The 18,131-nt window shown below is 57.1% G+C and carries 16 protein-coding genes and 2 pseudogenes; 7 read left to right on the top strand and 11 right to left on the bottom strand.

Annotated features, from left to right (window positions below; genetic code table 11):
• Nucleotides 1-997: 997 nt before the first annotated feature.
• The 4 genes and pseudogenes from SBC1_RS36240 to SBC1_RS36225 all read right to left on the bottom strand — a co-directional run bounded on the left by SBC1_RS36240 (nt 998) and on the right by SBC1_RS36225 (nt 3,885).
• On the bottom strand, nt 998-1,318 hold the full coding sequence (locus tag SBC1_RS36240; RefSeq protein ID WP_165105231.1) for a DUF1840 domain-containing protein: 321 nt from the start codon (nt 1,316-1,318) through the stop codon (nt 998-1,000).
• Between the two features lie 685 nt (nt 1,319-2,003).
• Nucleotides 2,004-2,264, bottom strand: a pseudogene (locus SBC1_RS36235) (chloride channel protein); the annotation flags it as partial.
• 103 nt (nt 2,265-2,367) lie between these two features.
• Complete coding sequence (locus SBC1_RS36230) at nt 2,368-2,781, bottom strand: MarR family winged helix-turn-helix transcriptional regulator (RefSeq protein ID WP_165989185.1); 414 nt, start codon at nt 2,779-2,781, stop codon at nt 2,368-2,370.
• Nucleotides 2,782-3,021: 240 nt separating this feature from the next.
• Nucleotides 3,022-3,885, bottom strand: a complete 864-nt coding sequence (locus tag SBC1_RS36225) for a LysR family transcriptional regulator (protein ID WP_165105233.1) — start codon at nt 3,883-3,885, stop codon at nt 3,022-3,024.
• 347 nt (nt 3,886-4,232) lie between these two features.
• On the opposite strand from SBC1_RS36225, the gene SBC1_RS36220 reads away from it, so the two are divergent.
• Nucleotides 4,233-4,454: a hypothetical protein gene (locus SBC1_RS36220; RefSeq protein WP_165105235.1), complete on the top strand. Its 222-nt coding sequence runs from the start codon at nt 4,233-4,235 to the stop codon at nt 4,452-4,454.
• An 82-nt stretch (nt 4,455-4,536) separates the two neighbouring features.
• Here the strand turns inward: SBC1_RS36220 and SBC1_RS36215 are convergent, their stop codons facing one another.
• On the bottom strand, nt 4,537-5,676 hold the full coding sequence (locus SBC1_RS36215; RefSeq protein WP_165105237.1) for an HPP family protein: 1,140 nt from the start codon (nt 5,674-5,676) through the stop codon (nt 4,537-4,539).
• A 463-nt stretch (nt 5,677-6,139) separates the two neighbouring features.
• Between SBC1_RS36215 and SBC1_RS36210 the strand changes: the two are divergent.
• The 6 genes and pseudogenes from SBC1_RS36210 to SBC1_RS36185 all read left to right on the top strand — a co-directional run.
• A pseudogene (locus SBC1_RS36210) lies at nt 6,140-6,334 on the top strand (arginase family protein); the annotation flags it as partial.
• Between the two features lie 646 nt (nt 6,335-6,980).
• Nucleotides 6,981-7,835 (top strand): ABC transporter permease, encoded by an 855-nt coding sequence (locus tag SBC1_RS36205; RefSeq protein WP_165105240.1) that lies wholly within the window; start codon nt 6,981-6,983, stop codon nt 7,833-7,835.
• A gap of 80 nt (nt 7,836-7,915) precedes the next feature.
• Complete coding sequence (locus SBC1_RS36200; RefSeq protein ID WP_165105242.1) at nt 7,916-8,950, top strand: ABC transporter substrate-binding protein; 1,035 nt, start codon at nt 7,916-7,918, stop codon at nt 8,948-8,950.
• A 12-nt stretch (nt 8,951-8,962) separates the two neighbouring features.
• Entirely contained in the window at nt 8,963-9,742 is a 780-nt protein-coding gene (locus tag SBC1_RS36195) for an ABC transporter ATP-binding protein (protein ID WP_165105244.1), read from the top strand.
• A gap of 468 nt (nt 9,743-10,210) precedes the next feature.
• Nucleotides 10,211-10,378, top strand: a complete 168-nt coding sequence (locus SBC1_RS36190; RefSeq protein WP_165105247.1) for a DUF2934 domain-containing protein — start codon at nt 10,211-10,213, stop codon at nt 10,376-10,378.
• Nucleotides 10,379-11,770: 1,392 nt separating this feature from the next.
• Nucleotides 11,771-12,448 carry a heavy metal response regulator transcription factor gene (locus tag SBC1_RS36185; RefSeq protein ID WP_165105253.1) on the top strand — a complete coding sequence of 226 codons (678 nt, stop codon included), beginning with the start codon at nt 11,771-11,773 and terminating at the stop codon, nt 12,446-12,448.
• A gap of 399 nt (nt 12,449-12,847) precedes the next feature.
• On the opposite strand, the gene SBC1_RS36180 is transcribed toward SBC1_RS36185, so the two are convergent.
• From SBC1_RS36180 to SBC1_RS36155, 6 genes are all read right to left on the bottom strand, one after another.
• Complete coding sequence (locus tag SBC1_RS36180; protein WP_165105255.1) at nt 12,848-13,168, bottom strand: DUF1840 domain-containing protein; 321 nt, start codon at nt 13,166-13,168, stop codon at nt 12,848-12,850.
• A 230-nt stretch (nt 13,169-13,398) separates the two neighbouring features.
• Complete coding sequence (gene cysM, locus SBC1_RS36175) at nt 13,399-14,301, bottom strand: cysteine synthase CysM (protein ID WP_165989183.1); 903 nt, start codon at nt 14,299-14,301, stop codon at nt 13,399-13,401.
• A 74-nt stretch (nt 14,302-14,375) separates the two neighbouring features.
• Complete coding sequence (locus SBC1_RS36170) at nt 14,376-16,187, bottom strand: chloride channel protein (RefSeq protein WP_165105267.1); 1,812 nt, start codon at nt 16,185-16,187, stop codon at nt 14,376-14,378.
• 41 nt (nt 16,188-16,228) lie between these two features.
• A complete protein-coding gene (locus SBC1_RS36165) occupies nt 16,229-16,642 on the bottom strand; it encodes a MarR family winged helix-turn-helix transcriptional regulator (RefSeq protein ID WP_165105279.1) in 414 nt (137 codons plus the stop codon).
• Nucleotides 16,643-16,878: 236 nt separating this feature from the next.
• Nucleotides 16,879-17,376 (bottom strand): universal stress protein, encoded by a 498-nt coding sequence (locus tag SBC1_RS36160; RefSeq protein ID WP_165105282.1) that lies wholly within the window; start codon nt 17,374-17,376, stop codon nt 16,879-16,881.
• Nucleotides 17,377-17,465: 89 nt separating this feature from the next.
• Nucleotides 17,466-17,651, bottom strand: coding sequence for a hypothetical protein (locus tag SBC1_RS36155; RefSeq protein WP_165989181.1), 186 nt, complete (start codon nt 17,649-17,651; stop codon nt 17,466-17,468).
• Between the last annotated feature and the right edge of the window lie 480 nt (nt 17,652-18,131).

Genomic DNA, 18,131 nt, shown 5'->3' with positions numbered 1-18,131 from the left:
TGCTCGTATTGGGCACCCAGGTTCAATGTCCTGTACGCGATCAGGTTCGATCTTTACGGATAAGCTGCCCGAGAAATCTCAAAAACGGAGGCGTATATGGTCGATTTAATGGTGCCGATTGTTGTCGCGGCGATGGCGTTCGCGTTGGTAGCTCTGTTAGTCATCGGCCAATGGCGTCGACAATCTCTTCGCGAACGAATTGTTGCGCGAGCACGCCGCAGAGACGGCCGCAGTCAACCGCATGCACAGCGCTGATCCTGAATGAGCGGGACAGGGTCGTCCTCACACCGCGGGCCAAATGAAAATCACATGCTCGCCTGCGCTTGACGCCCCCTTTGCTGCGTCGTCGATACAACGACCATGCGATGCGGCGCTGTCGCGAATCGGCCATCCGGTGCATACGATCGGACCACTGAATGGCAAGTCTGGCAGGAGGCTGCCGTATGGTCCGATAAGCGTTGCCGAAGCGCCACCTGCGTAGGGCGCAGTCTGCCTGACTGCGCGAGGTACGCGCCTGCTCGGCATCGGACCACTGCACCCGGCACCGCAGTCTGCACACGAAATTGCCGCACAGTCACGGATTGACACTATCTCATTCGCCGCACCCCGTCCCGGTCCGCTTAGCCCAAGGATGGCCAACGTGGTTGCGAACAAACGCAATGCTGCCGATTGGTTCATCTCAAGCCTCTTCGAAAGCGTCAGCAACGCGAAAGTCCCTGGCGAGCCTTCATCACTGGTGCAATGTCACGACGTGGGTCGCATCGTTTTCGCGCCCTTCCGATGCAGAATGACGTCGATCAGCCGTTAATGGAGCGCAGCCCAAGCATCAGAACCGCTCGTAGGCTGCTCGGACCGAAGGCGCATAGCCGGCTAGATCCTCGCTTTTTCTTGAGATGTCCTTCACGTCGACGAATTGAGCAGATTGAGACAATGACTGGTAGCGCCGAGCGATAGCTTGGTTCTCCGTGATCGGCGGTGCTGAAAATCAAAGTTCTCGTCAGAGGCCCCAAATGATGTCGGCATTTTGCTTATTTGCTTCACGCAGCATGTCGAGAAAAGGATAGGCCCGTTGAGATAGTCCTGCAGGATGTTCGTGATGACCGCTGTGCACCGAACGGTGGAGCTCATCGTGTTCAACTGCCGCTTTTTCGTCCTCCGAGATCGCGGTCTCAAGGCGATTGATGACGTGCGGCAATTCGCCATGGGTGATGACGCCACGGGTATTTAGCCGCTTGCCTACAATTGCCAGCAGATAGCTTGCGAGATCCTTGAGCATCAAGACATTGGGTGTGGCATTCGATTGAAATGTGATTAGCATGATATTTATCCTCCTGTTTTCGTTACCACCTCGTGCCACGTTGCGTCGGATGCTCTCGCGCAGGCACGTCACGACGACGAACCGGGGCGGTCGGGAACCGAAACCGTCTGTCCAGAATCCGTGGTCCGATCATCCATCTATGAGAAGCGAAACGTGACTCGACGCTTCAGGATAGACACGATGTTATGTATATCATAACATGATGTAAATAACAAAAACTCACCTTGTTTCGGTTCTTCGATTCCGTTAAACCGCATGCATCGAGCATGCTCGGAAGGCAAGGCCGCCAAGCGGCGCGGCACCCGGCAGCGGGTCTGATTTAAAGAGCCCGTTTAAATGTGCGCAACAGAACGATCACCCAACCAAAGGGTTGGATTCACCTAACGGAAGTGGAACGCGGCAGCTCAGCTTGTGCGCCCACGACATTGTAAAAAGGGCCCGGCGTTTCTGTCGGGCCCAAAGCAGATGGTCTGCATAGCCAAGTGGTGGAGGTCCCACTGGCCACTTCGCTATCCGAGGTTGGACCATCCGCGGGCCGCCAACGAAAGATGCCGGCCCAGGAGGGGCTCGCGACGCGGAGCGCGCGTGCCCCTCACGTTCAGAATAGATTCTGTTACTTAAACCAGGCTTAGTCCGCAGGCCCATGTATGCGAGCACAGTCGGGCTCCCGCGGATGGATTCGCTGGCCATAGCGCGCGATCAGTCCGATTACCAGGCCCACCGATCACGGGAATCACGATCACCCAAAGACCGAGGGTATTTCCCGCAGGCGAGTGATTCGCGAACGACAGGGACTGGAAGAAAAAAAGTTGGTGAAAAAATTGATCAGGTGGAGCAGGACATAGGCCGTGACCGTGCTCAACGCGCCGATCACTATCGCAATCGCCTTGATGCGCGGCAGATGAGCATTCGCTGCAAAAGCACCTCGTGAAGCGTTTTCGTGCACATTAACTCCTGATCAATTCAGATTTGTTTGTTGCATCGGCTGCCGGAACGGCGTGACTTTGCTGAAACGCCAGCAAAGGTGGGCAGTGTCGGCATGCACCGATCTAAAGATCGACCTGCGGAACGCGGAAGGTGCCCGCGAGCGACTTCAGTTCTGCCCGATGCAATTCGGCTAGCCGCGAGAGGATTTTTTCTCCGGGTTTCAGCAAATGAACCTCGACCTGGCGGCGATCAATTTCGCTAGGCTTTCTCTTGACCAGGTCCAGCGCTTCGCACCGCGACACGAGCGCAACGACGCCGTGGTGATGCGCCTGAAGCCGCTCAGCCAGTTCGCCCACAGTTGCCCAATCGCGGTCCGGATAACCCTTGATATGCAACAACAACAAATACTGCAGCGGCGTAATGCCTTCGTCCTGAGCTGCTTGCTCGGAGAACCGCTCGAATCGCCGCATCTGGTAGCGAAACTCGGACAGCTGTTCGAAGTTCTCTTTGCTTAGTGTGCGAAAAGCTTCTTTCATGGGGAAAAAGTCCAGTCAGGAACCTAGATTGAAATTCTATTATATGGTGATAGATATGAGAGAGTCCTGCATGCGCAGGAACGGGGAGCTTGGCGTGACGCGCGCTTGGGCTGATTGGGGACAGCACACGCGGCGCACAGGGCCATGCACGCCCGCGATAGTAACAATACAAGCTGCCATGGCTGGTTCGAAACGGGGAGTGCAGACGACCGGTCATGAGCGCGCGAGCCCGGTATAACCCTAGACGAGAAAGTCCCATCGCTGCGACCAGTCGGCGTCCTCCTTCACAACTTGCCGCAAGATGTTCAGCGCCGCTTGCAAGCCGGTTCTGCTCGACGATCGCGGATAGACGACGTACACGGGATATGAGAATTCGGGTGCTTCGACGACTCGTTCGAGGACGCCATGATCGAGGTAAGACTTGACGACTCGTGTTCTGAAATAGCCCGAACCTCCGAACTGAAGGATGTATTGCAGAGCCAGCGGGCCGAGGTTGAAATACAGCGACGACTTCGCGTACTCGGGCAGCGATATGTCGTGCTGTCGTCTGTATTCGGGGCCCCAGTCTACATAGACATACGGTCCCGGTTTTTGTGACGTCCGGATCAGCACCAGCTTTTCCTCCACTATCTCCTCGACCTGAATGCCCGCGACATACTCTGGTCCGTATACGAGTGCCGCATCGAGCACTCCGCCGCGCACCTTTTGCTGGAGCACAGCACCGTCTCCCAACTCCGCGCGCACCGCATAGGTAGCGAGCTCCTGGCGCAACCTGGCGGCCCAATGCAGGACGAGTGGATTCGCGAGACTCGCGTCCGCACCGAACGTAAACATGTCGTCATAGCCGCTTGGCAATGGTAGATCGCGGCACGCCGCCTCCCAGGTCTGGACGAGCTGGCTGGCGTAGCCGAGGAATTTTTCGCCATCTGTAGTGAGCCGCGCGCCCGCTTTGTTGCGCTCGAACAGGCGACATTTCAGTTGCGCCTCGAGGTTCTTGATTCGTGCGGTTACCGCGGTCTGGGTGACGTGCAGTTGCGCGGCTGCCGAGACCAGGCTTCCCGACCTGACCACCTGGAGAAACGTGCGTGCGAGTTCGACGTCCATGGGGCCTGCATGCAAATAGTTTGATTTGAAGGTGCAGCAGTCTTGCACCGGGGATCAACTGCAACCATCAGCAACCCACCTGGTTGCATCGCTTGAATCGCTTTTATATTCAAAATTATTGCACATAAACAGCAATATATTTAACTTGTTGCTATGTGATACCGATGCTTAAATGAAATCGACTTCACTTGTTCACTTATTTATGTCCCGGCTGTGGACGCCTGACATTTCCGGCGGCCACATCTGACTGTCGCAGAGGATGTCGACCATGCGAGTCTTCAGGCTCGACGGGACGGCGAGTGATGTTGAAGAATCCAATAACGAACGATCAAGCGAAGGAGTCGAAAATGGGCATCGCACTATGGATAGTCGGCGCAATCGCGCTGATGGCCTCAGGGGCTGGCGTGACGTTCGCGCTTGCGTCGCTGATTCCGCAGGACGTGCTGCAGCAGGCGCAGGCCAATGGCCGATTTGCCGGACTGAGCGCTGACAGCCATGACGAAATTACCGGTAAGTCAGTCAAGGCCGCGGCGTCGAAATTGGCCCACCTGCGCGGTCAGGTCGGATAGCTGAAGACGTGCCGGTGGCTGTGTCGAAGATACCCCGCTCCTCGGCGCGTTCCAAAGTGCCACCTTCGCGATCTCGCCCCGGCTAGGCGTGTGTTTGTCGGTAAAGGCCCAGTATCAGGTCTGCCTGGGTGATCATGCCGGCGAGTTTCTCCTGCGTATCGAGCACCGGAATATGGTGATGGCCATAAGCGGCGAATATCGGCACGAGCTTCGCAATGGAAGTAATGACGCTGACTGTGGACACGTCGGTCGTCATGATGGACGCCACCGTCAGCGCTGAACCGGGGGTGGCGAACCATCGCTCAATGAATGTCGCCAGCACCCGAAGCTTTCCGGCTGCCATATTTCTTGCGACGTCGGCCGCAGTAATGATGCCGACCACGAACGCGCGGTCGTCAATGACAGGAAGCGCCTTGATGCCATGACGCTTGAGCATGGCGGCGGCGGTGGCAATCGCCGTGCCGGATGTGACCGAAACGACGGGGCTGGACATGATGTCCGCGCAGCTCAGTCCACTGAAGCCGCGCACGTACGATTGCAACTGTATTTCCAGCAGCAGCGATTCGAGATCTCCCGGGTCGATGTCCAGCAACTCGTTGCGACGGCCCAGCACTGCCTCGAGGTCTGCCCGTGTGAATCCTGGGCTGGCCGCTGGCGCACGGACGCCGGTTTCCCTGGCGGAGCGCGCCGCATGAGGATAGCGATGCCCCGTCGACGCGTGGAACACGATCGCGACCGCCAACAGCGCAAACGACTGCGCCGCTATTGGCGCAAAGACGAATCCGAATCCGAGGGCATGCACGGCCGGCCCACCGAGCACGGCCGTGAGCGCGACCGCACCCGAGGGAGGATGCACGCACCTGAACGCGAACATCGCACCAATCGACATTGCCACTGCAATCGGCGCGGCGTCGATCGGGTTCGTGATCCAGGTGGCACACGCCACGCCGATAACCGCGGAAACTATATTCCCGCCGATGATCGACCAGGGTTGTGCGAGAGGGCTCGCGGGAACAGCAAACAGCAGCACTGCGGAGGCCCCCATCGGTGCGACCAGCAGGGGGATGAGCGCGTTGTCGCCCAGGACTACATGCATCACCCCTGCGGTGAAGGATATGCCGAGCAGGGCGCCGAGACAGGACCTGAATCGTTCGGGCCAACCAAGTCCGACGGGTGAAGGGGAGAAGCTGAGAAGCCAGCGTGCGAGAGCGGATCGGACCATAAGCTTGGAAGATATTGTGAGCGGGCGACCTTACATCGGAGGTCCCCACCCATTCTCACTGCGAGGCAGCGTCTCCTGCCAAACGCATTGTAAAAAATATGTGATTATGACATATATCAACGTATTCGCCGGGGCGATTCCAGGCGGACGTAGCAGCTCAGCCGTAAGCCAGGCCATCGTTCGATGTCCCGGCACAAACTGAAGTCGGGCAGTTCGGACAAAGGTTAAAAATGCCCTGACGTCTTGCGGGTATGGCGGATTCACTCCCTCCACGGCGAAGAAGGAACCGAAGTTTTCCGGCGTCAATTCACGCAGGCAATTAATGGAAGCGTAAGTGCGGGCAGGCCGCCTCGCAGATGGTGACGAAGTCGGTGCGGAATGGGCATTTACTCCGTCCGGCAAGCGTAGTTTCTTCGCGGAAAACAAGCCGATCGACTTATACCGTTCACCGCGGTTACGTACGACGCCTGAGATCGGTGGCCTCACTGTACAGCAGGGACTCGAAATAATCCGCGGACTGCGCGGAGTGCAACTGGTGGGCACTGATCTCGTCGAAGTGTCGCCACCCTACGATCCCCAAGGTACGACCGCGCTGGTGGCGGCAAACCTCGCGTTTGAAATGTTGTGTGTGCTGCCTGGCGTTCTCTGCCGCGACTGACGAGCATGTGCGCTTTCAGCGAGCGCAAACCAGACGCCGGCGTTGTTCGCCGTTTTTTTCAAAATTTCTCTCAGAACTCGCCTATGAGCACTATCGAACAGCAGCTCATGCTAGCCGCGGATGTGTTGATCGACGCATTCGGCCGACCACACCGACGCAAAGCAAAAGCGGACGCTACGCACCCAAGCCTAAACGATGTTCGATGCATCTGAAATCCGGTATCGGGCGTTGCATCCCAGGCGAGATCGCCCGTTGTGCAACTGGTCGCAGCCGCGCCCGGTACAAACGAGGTGAAGCTTACCTCGCCGATTTCCCCGGCCGCCGTATCCGACAGCCCCGACCGAAGAGGTTCTCTTGTGCCGGAGGTTCTGCAATCCATTTCTTACACGGCCGCATTAGTCCAACCATTTAGGCTGTATCGCACTAAGCACTTTTAAGCCTGTTCTATCAAGAATTCAATCTATCACAGCGTGATGGTTGTTCGGTACAGTCACTGTGCTTCGTGCAGCTAGCGAAAGTCTTCTAAGGGCGGCGCTTTCAATCCTGAGTACGTCCGGCTGGCAATAGCTGCGTGTGGATTGCTCGATACGAACTTGTTGGATGGCGGATTCGCGTATCGATGTGATTAAATCATATGGAGGATCGCATGGCCGAAAGACAGCTGGAGCAAGCAGGCAATTTTGGTGTGAGGCCAGCTCTCAATGCGTTTGATTCTGGAATTGAAAAGGCCCGAAATTTGAGGGCTTGGGCCTTTCTTAATCGATACGGCGCGTTGATTCTGTTTTTCGCGCTATGGCAGGTTGCTAGCTCTCGCGGCTGGCTCAATCCCGCGGTGATTCCGCCGGTCGACGCCGTCGTGCGCGCACTGTTTGTCGCGCTAGTCAATGGCACGCTGCTGGGCGACCTGCTCATCAGCCTGCAGCGGGCTGGCATCGCATTCGCCGCAGCGGTCGTCGTGTCTATCCCGCTCGGTCTGGTAATGGGTACGTTCACGCGGCTTGAGAACGCGATCGACCCGATCTTGCAGATGTTTCGTCAAACGTCCGCGCTCGCCGTCTACCCGATTTTCATTCTGCTGATGGGTCTCGGCGAAACGTCGAAGGTGTTCGTAATTTTCTGGGCAACGGTGTTTCCGCTGCTAATGAATACGATGTCCGGCGTCAAGCAAGTCGATCGGCGTCTGATCGAGATGGCGCGCATGTTTGGTGCATCGAAGCTGCAGATCTTCCGCCGCGTGACGCTGCCGGGCGCGATTCCATCGATCTTCGTCGGGCTGCGGCTGAGCGCCGGGATGGCTCTGCTGATGCTCGTGGCGTCGGAAATGATCGGGGCCAATCAGGGGCTCGGTTTCAAAGTCATGCAGGCCCAATACAACTTTCAGATCCCGCTCATGTTTGGCGCGATCGTCCTGCTGGCGGGCCTCGGTTTGCTCAGCAACTACTCGTTAATCTTCCTGCAAAGAAGAATTTGCAAATGGGTCGACGCAAGGGATATCGGATGAATCCGGCTCCAGCTGCCGCACTGTTTTCTCGTAACGCTTCTCTAATTTCGTTCGCGCAAAAATACTGGAGTGGTAGACCGATGGTCCATAGGTTCAAAAATCTGGTTTTGAGTAAGACAGGATTATTGGCGACAGGCTTAATCATCTTCGTTGGTGCTCATGCCGTAGCATCGGCGCAGCAGTCAACGTCTGCAGTAGGTAGCCCGAACGTCACCGTGATCCGTTATCTGAGCAACACCGGTTCGATCAATGCCAGCGAGATTGCTGCGGCGAAGGGATGGTTGCAGGCAGACGGCGTCGTGTTGGAATCGAAGGGCTTTTCGCAAGGCGGCCCCGAGAGTCTTTTCGCGATAGCGTCGGGCTCGGTCGACGTGGCGGGTGCCGCGACTGCGGCGGTGATCAACGCGATATCCAACGGCAGCGACGTGATCGCCGTCAAGCCGGGTTTCGGCGTCAGCAAGACGGCCAAGAGCAATTTCTACGTGCTGGCGAAAAGCCCGATTACCAAGCCGAGCGACTTGATTGGCAAAACCATCGCCGTGAATACGCTGGGAGCCCATCTTGACTATACGATGCGCGAGTATCTGCGGATTCACAAGATTCCGCAGAATGCGGTGAGGCTCATCGTGGTTCCCGGGCCGCAGCTGGAACAGACGCTTAGATCCGGGCAGGTTGACGTCGTGGCTATCGGAGAGTGGCAGGCAGTCTTCGCAGGCAAGCTTGAGGCCGATGGCGGAGTGCGCGTGCTGTTCGACGACTATCAGGTACTGGGCAACATCACATTGGGATACGACGTCATGCGTAGAACGTTTCTCGAAGCCCACCCGGCGGCGGCCCGCGCGTTCGTGAGTGATTCAGCGAGAGCGGCGGACTGGGCCGCCGAGCATCCGGACGACGCCAGGAAACTGATCGCGCAGCTGCTTGCGGAACGTGGCGAAAATCCAGTGCTGGCTAGCTATTGGCCGGGTTTCGGACTCAGACAGAATGCGCTCTTCACCGATCACGATGCGCAGTTCTGGCTTGACGTTTTTGAGCGGGAAGGGACCTTGCGCAAGGGACAACTGTCGGTCAATACCGTGCAGACGAACCGATACAACAGTTACGCGTCGCAATAGGAGAGTGCCGATATGGCGCCGATTGGAAGCTCGCAGCACAAGCTGCAGATCAACCGTCTGAGCAAGTCGTTCAGGATTAGTGGATCCGTCGTGACTGTGCTGAAGGACATCGATCTCGATATTGCGGCTGGCGAATTCATTGTCATTGTGGGCGCTAGCGGTTCGGGCAAGACAACCCTGTTGCGAATCCTCGCCGGACTGGAAAAGGGCGATCGCGGGACGGTGAAAGTGGACGGCGAAATCGTGACCGGTGTCAGCAGCGAGCGGGCCATGGTCTTTCAGGAGCCACGCCTGCTGCCATGGTTGACGGTCGAAGCGAATATCGCTTTCGGGCTCGAACTGCAGAGGTATTCCGGTGAAGGCCTTCGCCAGAGGATCGGCGAATATCTGCACCTTGTGGGACTCGAGAATTTCCGCAGCGCCTACCCTAGCCAGTTATCCGGCGGCATGGCACAGCGTGTGGGCATCGCGCGAGCGCTGGCTATCAAGCCTGCCATCCTGCTGCTCGACGAACCGCTCGGCGCGTTGGACGCGATGAAGAAAATGTCAATGCAGCATGAGCTGGAGCGCATCTGGCTGGAAGAACAGGTCACCATGGTGATGGTGACGCACGATATCGAAGAAGCAGTCTATCTGGCGGATAAGGTCGTGGTGATGACAGGCGCTGCTGGGGATACATCACTCAAGATCGTTCCGGTGGATTTGCCGCGTCCGCGCGATCGGGGCAGTCCAGCTTTCGTTTGCCTGCGGGAATCGTTGTTGGGGGAATTCAAGTTCGATATTCGCAATTGATGAGATGTTCCACGCCGCTGGCGTGCTTTAAAGGATGCCGCGCGCTTTCTGAGCACGATATCAGAAACGCATTAGACGACGTGCCGTTTCGCTAAGTTTCGTATGCCCGCTGCGACAACGAAACTCCACTTCCGCACACGAGCTCGCTGACATTGATGCACACCGAGGAAAGACGGCAGGTACAACCAAATGGGGAAGAAAGTGCCCGGAGCGCTCCATCATCGTCGGCATCGATAGCTCGGTATACACCCAGCAGTCCTGAGGACAGGATCGACAGTCACGGATGGAGATTGCTGCCATATCGAAAAGATAGGTGTGTCAGGGAAATCCGGGCATGTCCCTACGCTATCGCCGACCTTGATCGTTCACAGCTGTAAGCGCGCAAGACGCAGTTGAGCCGGGTCCCTGCAGAAAAAGACGATTTTTGGGGAACCCGACGTGGGAATCAGCGGTCGGTCCGGAGATCAAATGGAACCGCAAACGACCGAAAAACGCATTCGCGATCGGGCATTCCAGCTATGGCAGCGAGATGGTGCATTGGAGGGGTGCGCCGACGAGTACTGCCATCAAGCTCGTCAAATGATTGAACGGGAAATAACCGAAGACGAAGGTAAGACACTACAACCAGACGTCTGAGCCGCAGCTGCATCCCTCGACGCGACTTTTCGTTTGCATCTCCGGTCTATCGGGAAACCTGACGCTTTGGAGCCAAAATGCCCAGTGTGCATGCTTCGTGTGCAGGTCGCATTCGGCGTACGGACGATTACGGACGTAAGTAGCGTATCTCATGAAACTAATAGAAGAGCTAGCGGACTTCAATAGCTGCTGCATCTTTTGCAGTTGTTGAAAAGCTTTGCCGTGGAGCCATCGCGTGAAAGGCGCATGCAGCACTGAATTGGATTTTCTGTCTGTGTCATGGCCGCAAATCGCAGAAGGTACCCAATGCCGTCTTCAGCGGTATCTGGCCGTTTGACGGTCAAGCACGATCAATCGCATTGATGTCCATGGGCGTCGAGAAGCGATTCGCGCTCGCCTCGACCTTACGTCCCGGCTAGGCGCTAGCCCGAACATCTATTCCGAGTGCCTGTACGCGAGCAACACGTCGAGTGCTTGACGGATCTGGGATATCCCAGTAAGTGCGCCTTCGAGCGATTCAAAACGCAAATTGACGCTTGAGTCCACTCGGTGTCGCAGCGCGTCGGTCGCCGGTCCGTGCCCTCTCAGGTTTTGAATCGTGACCTCGAACGTTCGAGGAGCGACTTCGCTGACGAAGATCGCGTAGCCGCAATGCACCTCACTATGATGAATCGTCACAAGGTCCTCCTCGTATTGCATTGAGAGGCAGTGGGGGCGTATCGGCACCGAGCCATTTTAGGACATCCTCGCACGCTTCGCTGTTCTCAAGGGATAGGCGCAGCCGCGTAAAGTTGCGGGCAACCAAACCAACCGATTGAGTTCCCATGCCCCGCCCGCAGCGTAGCGGTGCGCTGGCAGCGCAATTTGCGGCACCTACGGTGCTGGTGCAATGCTGGACAGCTCCACCAATTACTGCGTCGATTTCGTTTTTTATATGTCACATTATGACATATAATTGAGATAAAGATTGTTAGGTCTGAGCCTAGTTGCCTGAGAAGAGGCAGCGGGGCTGGCCAATAAATGCGTTTCATCATACTGTGCATCGTCATCCCGAACTTTTTTGCACGCGGATGAGCAGCGAGATAAACACCACCACGATTCCTACTGATGGTCATTGAAAGTGACGCCTCGTTTCTACGGAGCAGGTGTGCAGGGACATAGCAAGATGCTCGCCATTTCGCGCTCGCGCTCACAGCAAGGCGCCTGATCCGTGCAGGCAACGGGCACGATGCGCATTTCGACGAAGGGGCGGTATGGTGCAGCGCGGGATCCAACAAGGCTAAGACGTCTGATTCAACCGACGAGGATTGATTCTTCTTTTGGCGTTTCGGGCGCTGTTCGTGCATTTAGATACGATGCAGAGGCGGACGCGCCGGCATCGCGGGGCAAGTCTTGAAAATTTTGATTATCGAAGACGAAGTAAAGATGAGCGCCTTTCTGAAGAAGGGGCTCGAAGAATCGGGTGACCTGGCCGATGTCGCGAACGACGGTGCAGATGGTCTGGCTTTGGCCCTAAAAGAGAATTACGACGTGATTTTGCTCGACGTGATGCTGCCAACGATGGACGGCCGAACCGTACTCAAGAATTTGCGCGTCAGCAAGGCTACCCCAGTAATCTTTCTCACGGCGAGCGGCGATGCTATCGATCGCGTGCGAGGGCCGGAACTCGATGGGCAGGATTGTCTCGTCAAGCCTTTCGCATTTGTCGAGCTGCTGGCGCGGGTGCACGCACTTGGCCGGCGCGACCCGCCGCGTGAGAGCGACCTGATCAAGGTCGCCGATCTCGAGATCGATGTTATCCGACGCCAGATCACGCGTGGCGGCATGCACATCGATCTCACGCCGCGCGAATTTGCTCTCTTAAAGTTGCTCGCCAGTAGGCAGGGAGAGGTGCTGAGCTGCACCCAGATCGCCTCGTATGTATGGGACATGAATTTCGACAGCTACACCAATGTCGTAGAGATTGCGATCCGTCGGCTGCGCGCGAAGGTCGACGATGACTTCACCTTGAAGCTCATTCGGACTGTGCGCGGGGTTGGGTATGTGCTCGGTTCCAAAGAGTCGGGCTAACGCGCATGCGCGGACGAAATACGGAACTGTGCTGTGTCCATACGCCGCGGTCGCCTCGCTCCTGGTTCCGTGAAGGTTCCGGAGGACGTTGAAGTTGGTGAGATTCATTCGATGAGACACAGCGTACGGCCCGTCTTTAGCCACGGCCAAGCGCAGGGATCTCCAGGCCGTTTCTCAAATGTTCCAGAACGCGGCACACGAGGCGCACACCGGAATCCAACGGTTGGCGAACAAGCAGTCGCCTCGAATTTGATACCGTTAGAAAGCCTAGCATAACGCCGTATTGGATGTTGCTCACAGCATTGGCGCGCGACCTGCTCAGAATGGGACGCGTGATGCCGCGAACTCCGGCGCCAGAGACCTGGTTCCAATATCTCAAACGGCTCAGCAAGCACGTCGCTACAGGCCCCAAACGATGTCTACATTCTGCTTTTGAGCTTCACGAAGCATGTCCAAAAAGGGATACGCGCGCTGTGCCAGTCCTACACTGCGCTCGCGTACACCGGTTTGTGCTCCGTAGTGCATCTCATCGTGTTCATCAGACGTTCTCTGGTCTTCCGCGATAGCGTCTTCCATCCGGCCAATGACATCTAGTAACTCATGGCGTGCGATAACGCCACGCGGACCAAGGCGTTTGCCAACGATACCAAGAAGGTAATTCGCGAGATCGGCAAGCATCAAGACGTCGGGTGACGCTCGCGATTTGAATGTGATCAACATAGCAGGTCACCTCCTGTTAAGTGAAACCATTGGTGTGCAATAACGCGACGTCAGTTTCCATACGAGTTCGTATCGGACACTTGTGGGCTTTCGACCGGGTCGGACGAGGAATTATCGCTTCGGCAATAGTATATCACGACGTGATATAAATGAAATCAGACTGAGACATATTGATCAGACGGATAAGCGATATTGCAGAGTGAAAGAGTCGTCAACGATGCACTCGCTTCCTACGCGGGAAATAGACCGGTCGACAGATACCGGTCACCGCGATCGCACACGACGAAGACGATCGTCGCATCTTCAACCTGACGGGCGACCCGTAAAGCAACTTCGCACGCGCCCGCTGCCGAGACGCCACAAAAGATGCCTTCTTCCGCAGCCAGGCGCTGCACCATCGCTTCTGACGCCACCTGACTCACGGTCTCGACCCGATCTATGCGGCGTCGGTCGAAAATCCTTGGCGTATGAGATTCCGGCCATCTACGGATGCCCGGAATGCGCGAACCATCCTCCGGCTGCACGCCGATAATTTCCACGCTCCCGCTCTGTTCCTTCAGAAAGCGCGATACACCCATGATCGTGCCGGTGGTCCCCATCGCGGAGACGAAATGGGTGATGCGTTCCGCCGTGTCACGCCAGATCTCGGGTCCGGTGGTCTCATAGTGAGCCAACGGATTGTCGGGATTGGCGAACTGGTCGAGGATCACGCCCTGGCCCTCCTGCTGCATTTTTTCGGCCAGGTCGCGAGCGTATTCCATCCCGCCGGTTGCCGGCGTCAGGATTATTTGTGCGCCGAAGGCCGCCATGCTCTGGCGGCGTTCCACCGAGATATCTTCCGGCGTGATCAGGACCATCTTGTAGCCCCGAATTGCCGCCACCATGGCGAGCGCGATACCCGTATTGCCGCTCGTGGATTCGATCAATGTGTCGCCCGGCTTGATGTGCCCACGCGCTTCCGCATGCTTGATCATCGACAGTGCAGGTCGGTCCTTCACCGAGCCCGCGGGGTTGTGCCCCTCGAGCTTGCCGAGGATCACGGTGCCCCGTTCGCTGATGCCGTTGTCAGGGATGCGCTGAAGCTGGACCAGCGGAGTGTTGCCGATGGTGTCTTCGATGGTTTTGTAAGACATGACGTTTTCCAATCGGTCGACGTGATGAGCCGCCAGGTGTCGGACGGCACGGCCTGGGGAATCACCTGGGAGGCTTACGGGCGCTCCCGGGTTGTGTCGTCTTTATGCCTGGGCACCGGTGCAAACCGTTTCTTCAGGTGGTGCAGGGGGGAGCGCCGGAACATCTCCCGTTGCTCCTCTTCCTCGAAGAACGCGAGCGACGGCTTCACCAGATCGCTACGGCTGATCAAGCCCACCAGACGACGCGACTGTGGATCCGACACCACGGGCAAGCGCTCGAGTCCATGCACCGCCAGCCGGTTGGACACGATACGGCAGGTTTCCCCGGGCAATGCCATGATGGGTGTGTTTGCGCCGAACAGGTCGCTCATGACCCGGATGGCTGGATTGCCGGTTCGCGCGATAAATCCGTCACGCTCGATCATTCCTACCAGCGCGCCGTCTCGTGTCACCGGAAACGCGCGATGTATTTGTTTTTCACCAAAGTATTTCGCAAGCACCTCGGCGACCGGCATATCCGCGTCGATCGTCTCGACCTTGCGTGTCATCACCTCCTCGACGAAGTGACGTTCGAGCGGATCGATGCCGTACTCCCGATAGATGTGGTAACCGCGGCGCGCGATCTTCTCGGTCAGGATGGAGCGCCGCATCAGCAGCACCGTGAATCCGTACGCGACAGCCGAAGCCATGAGCAGGGGCAGCAGTACATTGGCGTCATGGGTGAGTTCGAACGCGAACACGGTTGCCATGATCGGTGCGCGCATCATGCCGCCGAGCGTCGCTGCCATGAATACCAGCGGCCATACGGCGGGTTCCCCGCCAGGCAGGAACGGTCCGGCGATTGTTCCCATGGCCGCACCCATCATCAGCAGCGGGGCGAGCACGCCTCCGGACGTCCCCGAGCCGAGGGCGATGACCCAGATGATCGCCTTCACCAGTATCAAGCCGGCCACGACACTGATGGCAAGATGGTTATGCAGTAAATCGCCGATAACGTCATAGCCTACGCCGAGCGCGCGTGGCTCGAAATATCCGCCGATGCCCACGGCAATGCCGCCAAGCGCTGGCCACCACATCCAGTGAATCGGCAATTTGCCGAAGAGGTCCTCGACCTTGTAGAGCGCCGATGACAGGCCCCACGACATTGCGCCGGCCACGAGACCCGCCACCACGCATGAAATGAGGCCGAGCGGACCCAGTGGAATGGTTTGCAACGGGAAGAGGGCGCCGCTGCCGATCAGCAGCGGGCGCGTGAAACCGGCCACCGCGCACGCGACGGCGACGGGCAGCAGGCTACGCGGGCGCAGTTCGAACAGCAGCAGCTCGACCGCGAGCAGAACTGCCGCGACAGGTGTACCGAAAACCGCCGTCATCCCGGCTACGGCGCCGGCGACGAGCAGCGTCTTGCGTTCACCGGCGGTCAGGTGGAAATATTGTGCGAGCAGTGACCCGATTGCGCCGCCTGTCATGATGATTGGCCCTTCCGCACCGAACGGGCCGCCGCTGCCGATGGCTATTGCGGAGGAAAGCGGCTTGAGCACCGCGACCTTCGGCGACATCTTGCTCTTACCGAACAGGATGGCTTCGATCGCTTCAGGAATGCCGTGTCCGCGGATGGCTTCGCTGCCATAGCGCGCGATCAGTCCGATTACGAGGCCACCAATCACGGGAATCACGATCACCCAAAGACCGAGGGTATTGCCCGCGGGCGAGTGATTCTCGAACGACAGGGACTGGAAGAAGAAAAGGTTGGTGAAGAAATTGATCAGGTGGAGCAGGACATAGGCCGTCACCGTGCTCAACGCGCCGATCACTATCGCAATGGCCGTGATGCGCGGCAGATGAGCATTCGCTGCAAAATCACCTCGTGAAGCGTTTTCGTGCACATTAACTCCTGATCAATTCAGATTTGTTTGTTTGCATCGATCTAAAAATCGACCTGCGGAATGCGAAAGGTGCCCGCGAGCGACTTCAGTTCTGCCCGATGCGATTCGGCGAGCCGCGAGAGGATCTTCTCTCCGGGTTTCAGCAAATGAACTTCGACCTGGCGGCGATCAATTTCGCTAGGCTTCCTCTTGACCAGATTCAGCGCCTCGCACCGCGACACGAGCGCAACTATTCCGTGGTGATGTGCCTGAAACCGTTCAGCTAGTTCGCCGACGGTTGCCCAATCCCGGTCCGGGTAGCCCTTGATATGCAACAACAGCAAATACTGTAGCGGAGTAATGCCTTCGTCCTGAGCAGCCTGCTCGGAGAACCGCTCGAACCGCCGCATCTGGTGACGAAACTCAGACAGCTGCGCAAAGTCCTCCTTGCTCAGCCCGCGAACAGCTTCTTTCATGGCTGATAGTTCAGTCAGGAAGTTAGATCGATATTGTATCATACAGTGACATATACGAGAAAATCTTGCATGTGCAGAATCGGGAGACCCTAGCGTGACGCACGCTTGCCACATGGGAGACAGCCTACGCAGGGGGGAGGGTCACGCACGCCAGCGATGGCATCTGCACCGGCTGTGGCTGGCTAGTTTTAAATGAAGAACGAGTCAAGAGCGCTCGATGGGGGGCTGTCGAACCACTAACAAGGTTCTCTGGCAACGTCCGCGGCGGTCCGTGGAGAAAGTATTTCGTCATCCTGTTCAGGATCAGCGCTTTTGAACAGAACATCACACGACACCCGTTCGAGCAACTGCGCATGATTCTCGCCACCCCACCAACGGGTAAGAAAATTTTCGTGGTGATGGCCGATAACGATCAAATTCACCTTAAGACTATTTGCAAGGCGGGGAATTTCGTCGATGGGGTTTCCCGTGACAAGGTGCATGGTTGCGTTAACGTCCCACTCCCGAAGTCTGTCGATTCCTTTTTGAAGCACGGCTCGCGCGCCCTCTTCGTCGATGTCAAAACCGACTGAAGACAAGACGTCGAATCCGCGTGTCCAGCGCGCGCAATTGAAAATCGCGACCAGGTGGGTCTCGGCGCGGAGTCGTTTCGCGAGCTCCGCACCACACCGCAAGGCGGCTTGTCCCTCCGGTGTAGCGTCATAGCAAAGCAAGATACGGTCAAAGGAAGACATCAACAACTCCCAAGTCTCAATAGCTCACGTACCGAAACGCACCCTCTGACGCAGGCTCGTACGTCGCTAAAGACGTAGACCATTTCCAGCTACGTGAAGAGCGGTACTGCTTCGATTAGAGCGAAACCGAGCAATACACCAATCGTCGCGCTAACCAATTTTGGGTGCCATCGATTCAGGTGCAGCGCTGTAAGAAGGCTACCGACCAGAATGACTCCGAGCATGGCAAAGGCAGCCAGTAAATACCCAATTTCAAAGTCGCTGCTGATGATCATGACCCTTCCTCCCGACGCGTGATCCGGCTTCAATGACAACCGGAAAAGGACGTAGAAAAACAAATTCGCAACCAAATTATACATCACGCTGAGATATAAAAGGGTGCGACGCGCGAGTTGCAACTCTCTGATCAGCCGGTCGCTTGACGGGCAAATTAAAGGAGGTATTCAAGGATGCACTGCTGGGTCGTACGAGCAGGGGCATGCATTGACGCCCCGAACTGAGAGACTGGCTTAGAGCGTGGTACGGGCTCTAGCCGCTGCAGACGAAGCATTTCTCACGATGCCTTCTGAACCTGACACCGCGGCTCGGGGCTTCCGCCAGGACGACTCTCAGGAGCGCATCAATGCGTTTTGCTAAAGGCGTACTCGTCGAATGATCGCCCACAGCGACCGGCAAGCGCCATTAGCGACGGTTTCGCATCACATCCCAACAGTGTCGATGATCCATTCGCCTGAGCAGTCGCCGTCGCATCCATT

The organism is Caballeronia sp. SBC1 (assembly GCF_011493005.1).
Taxonomy (GTDB): domain Bacteria; phylum Pseudomonadota; class Gammaproteobacteria; order Burkholderiales; family Burkholderiaceae; genus Caballeronia.
This window is presented reverse-complemented; position numbering and strand designations above follow the sequence as displayed.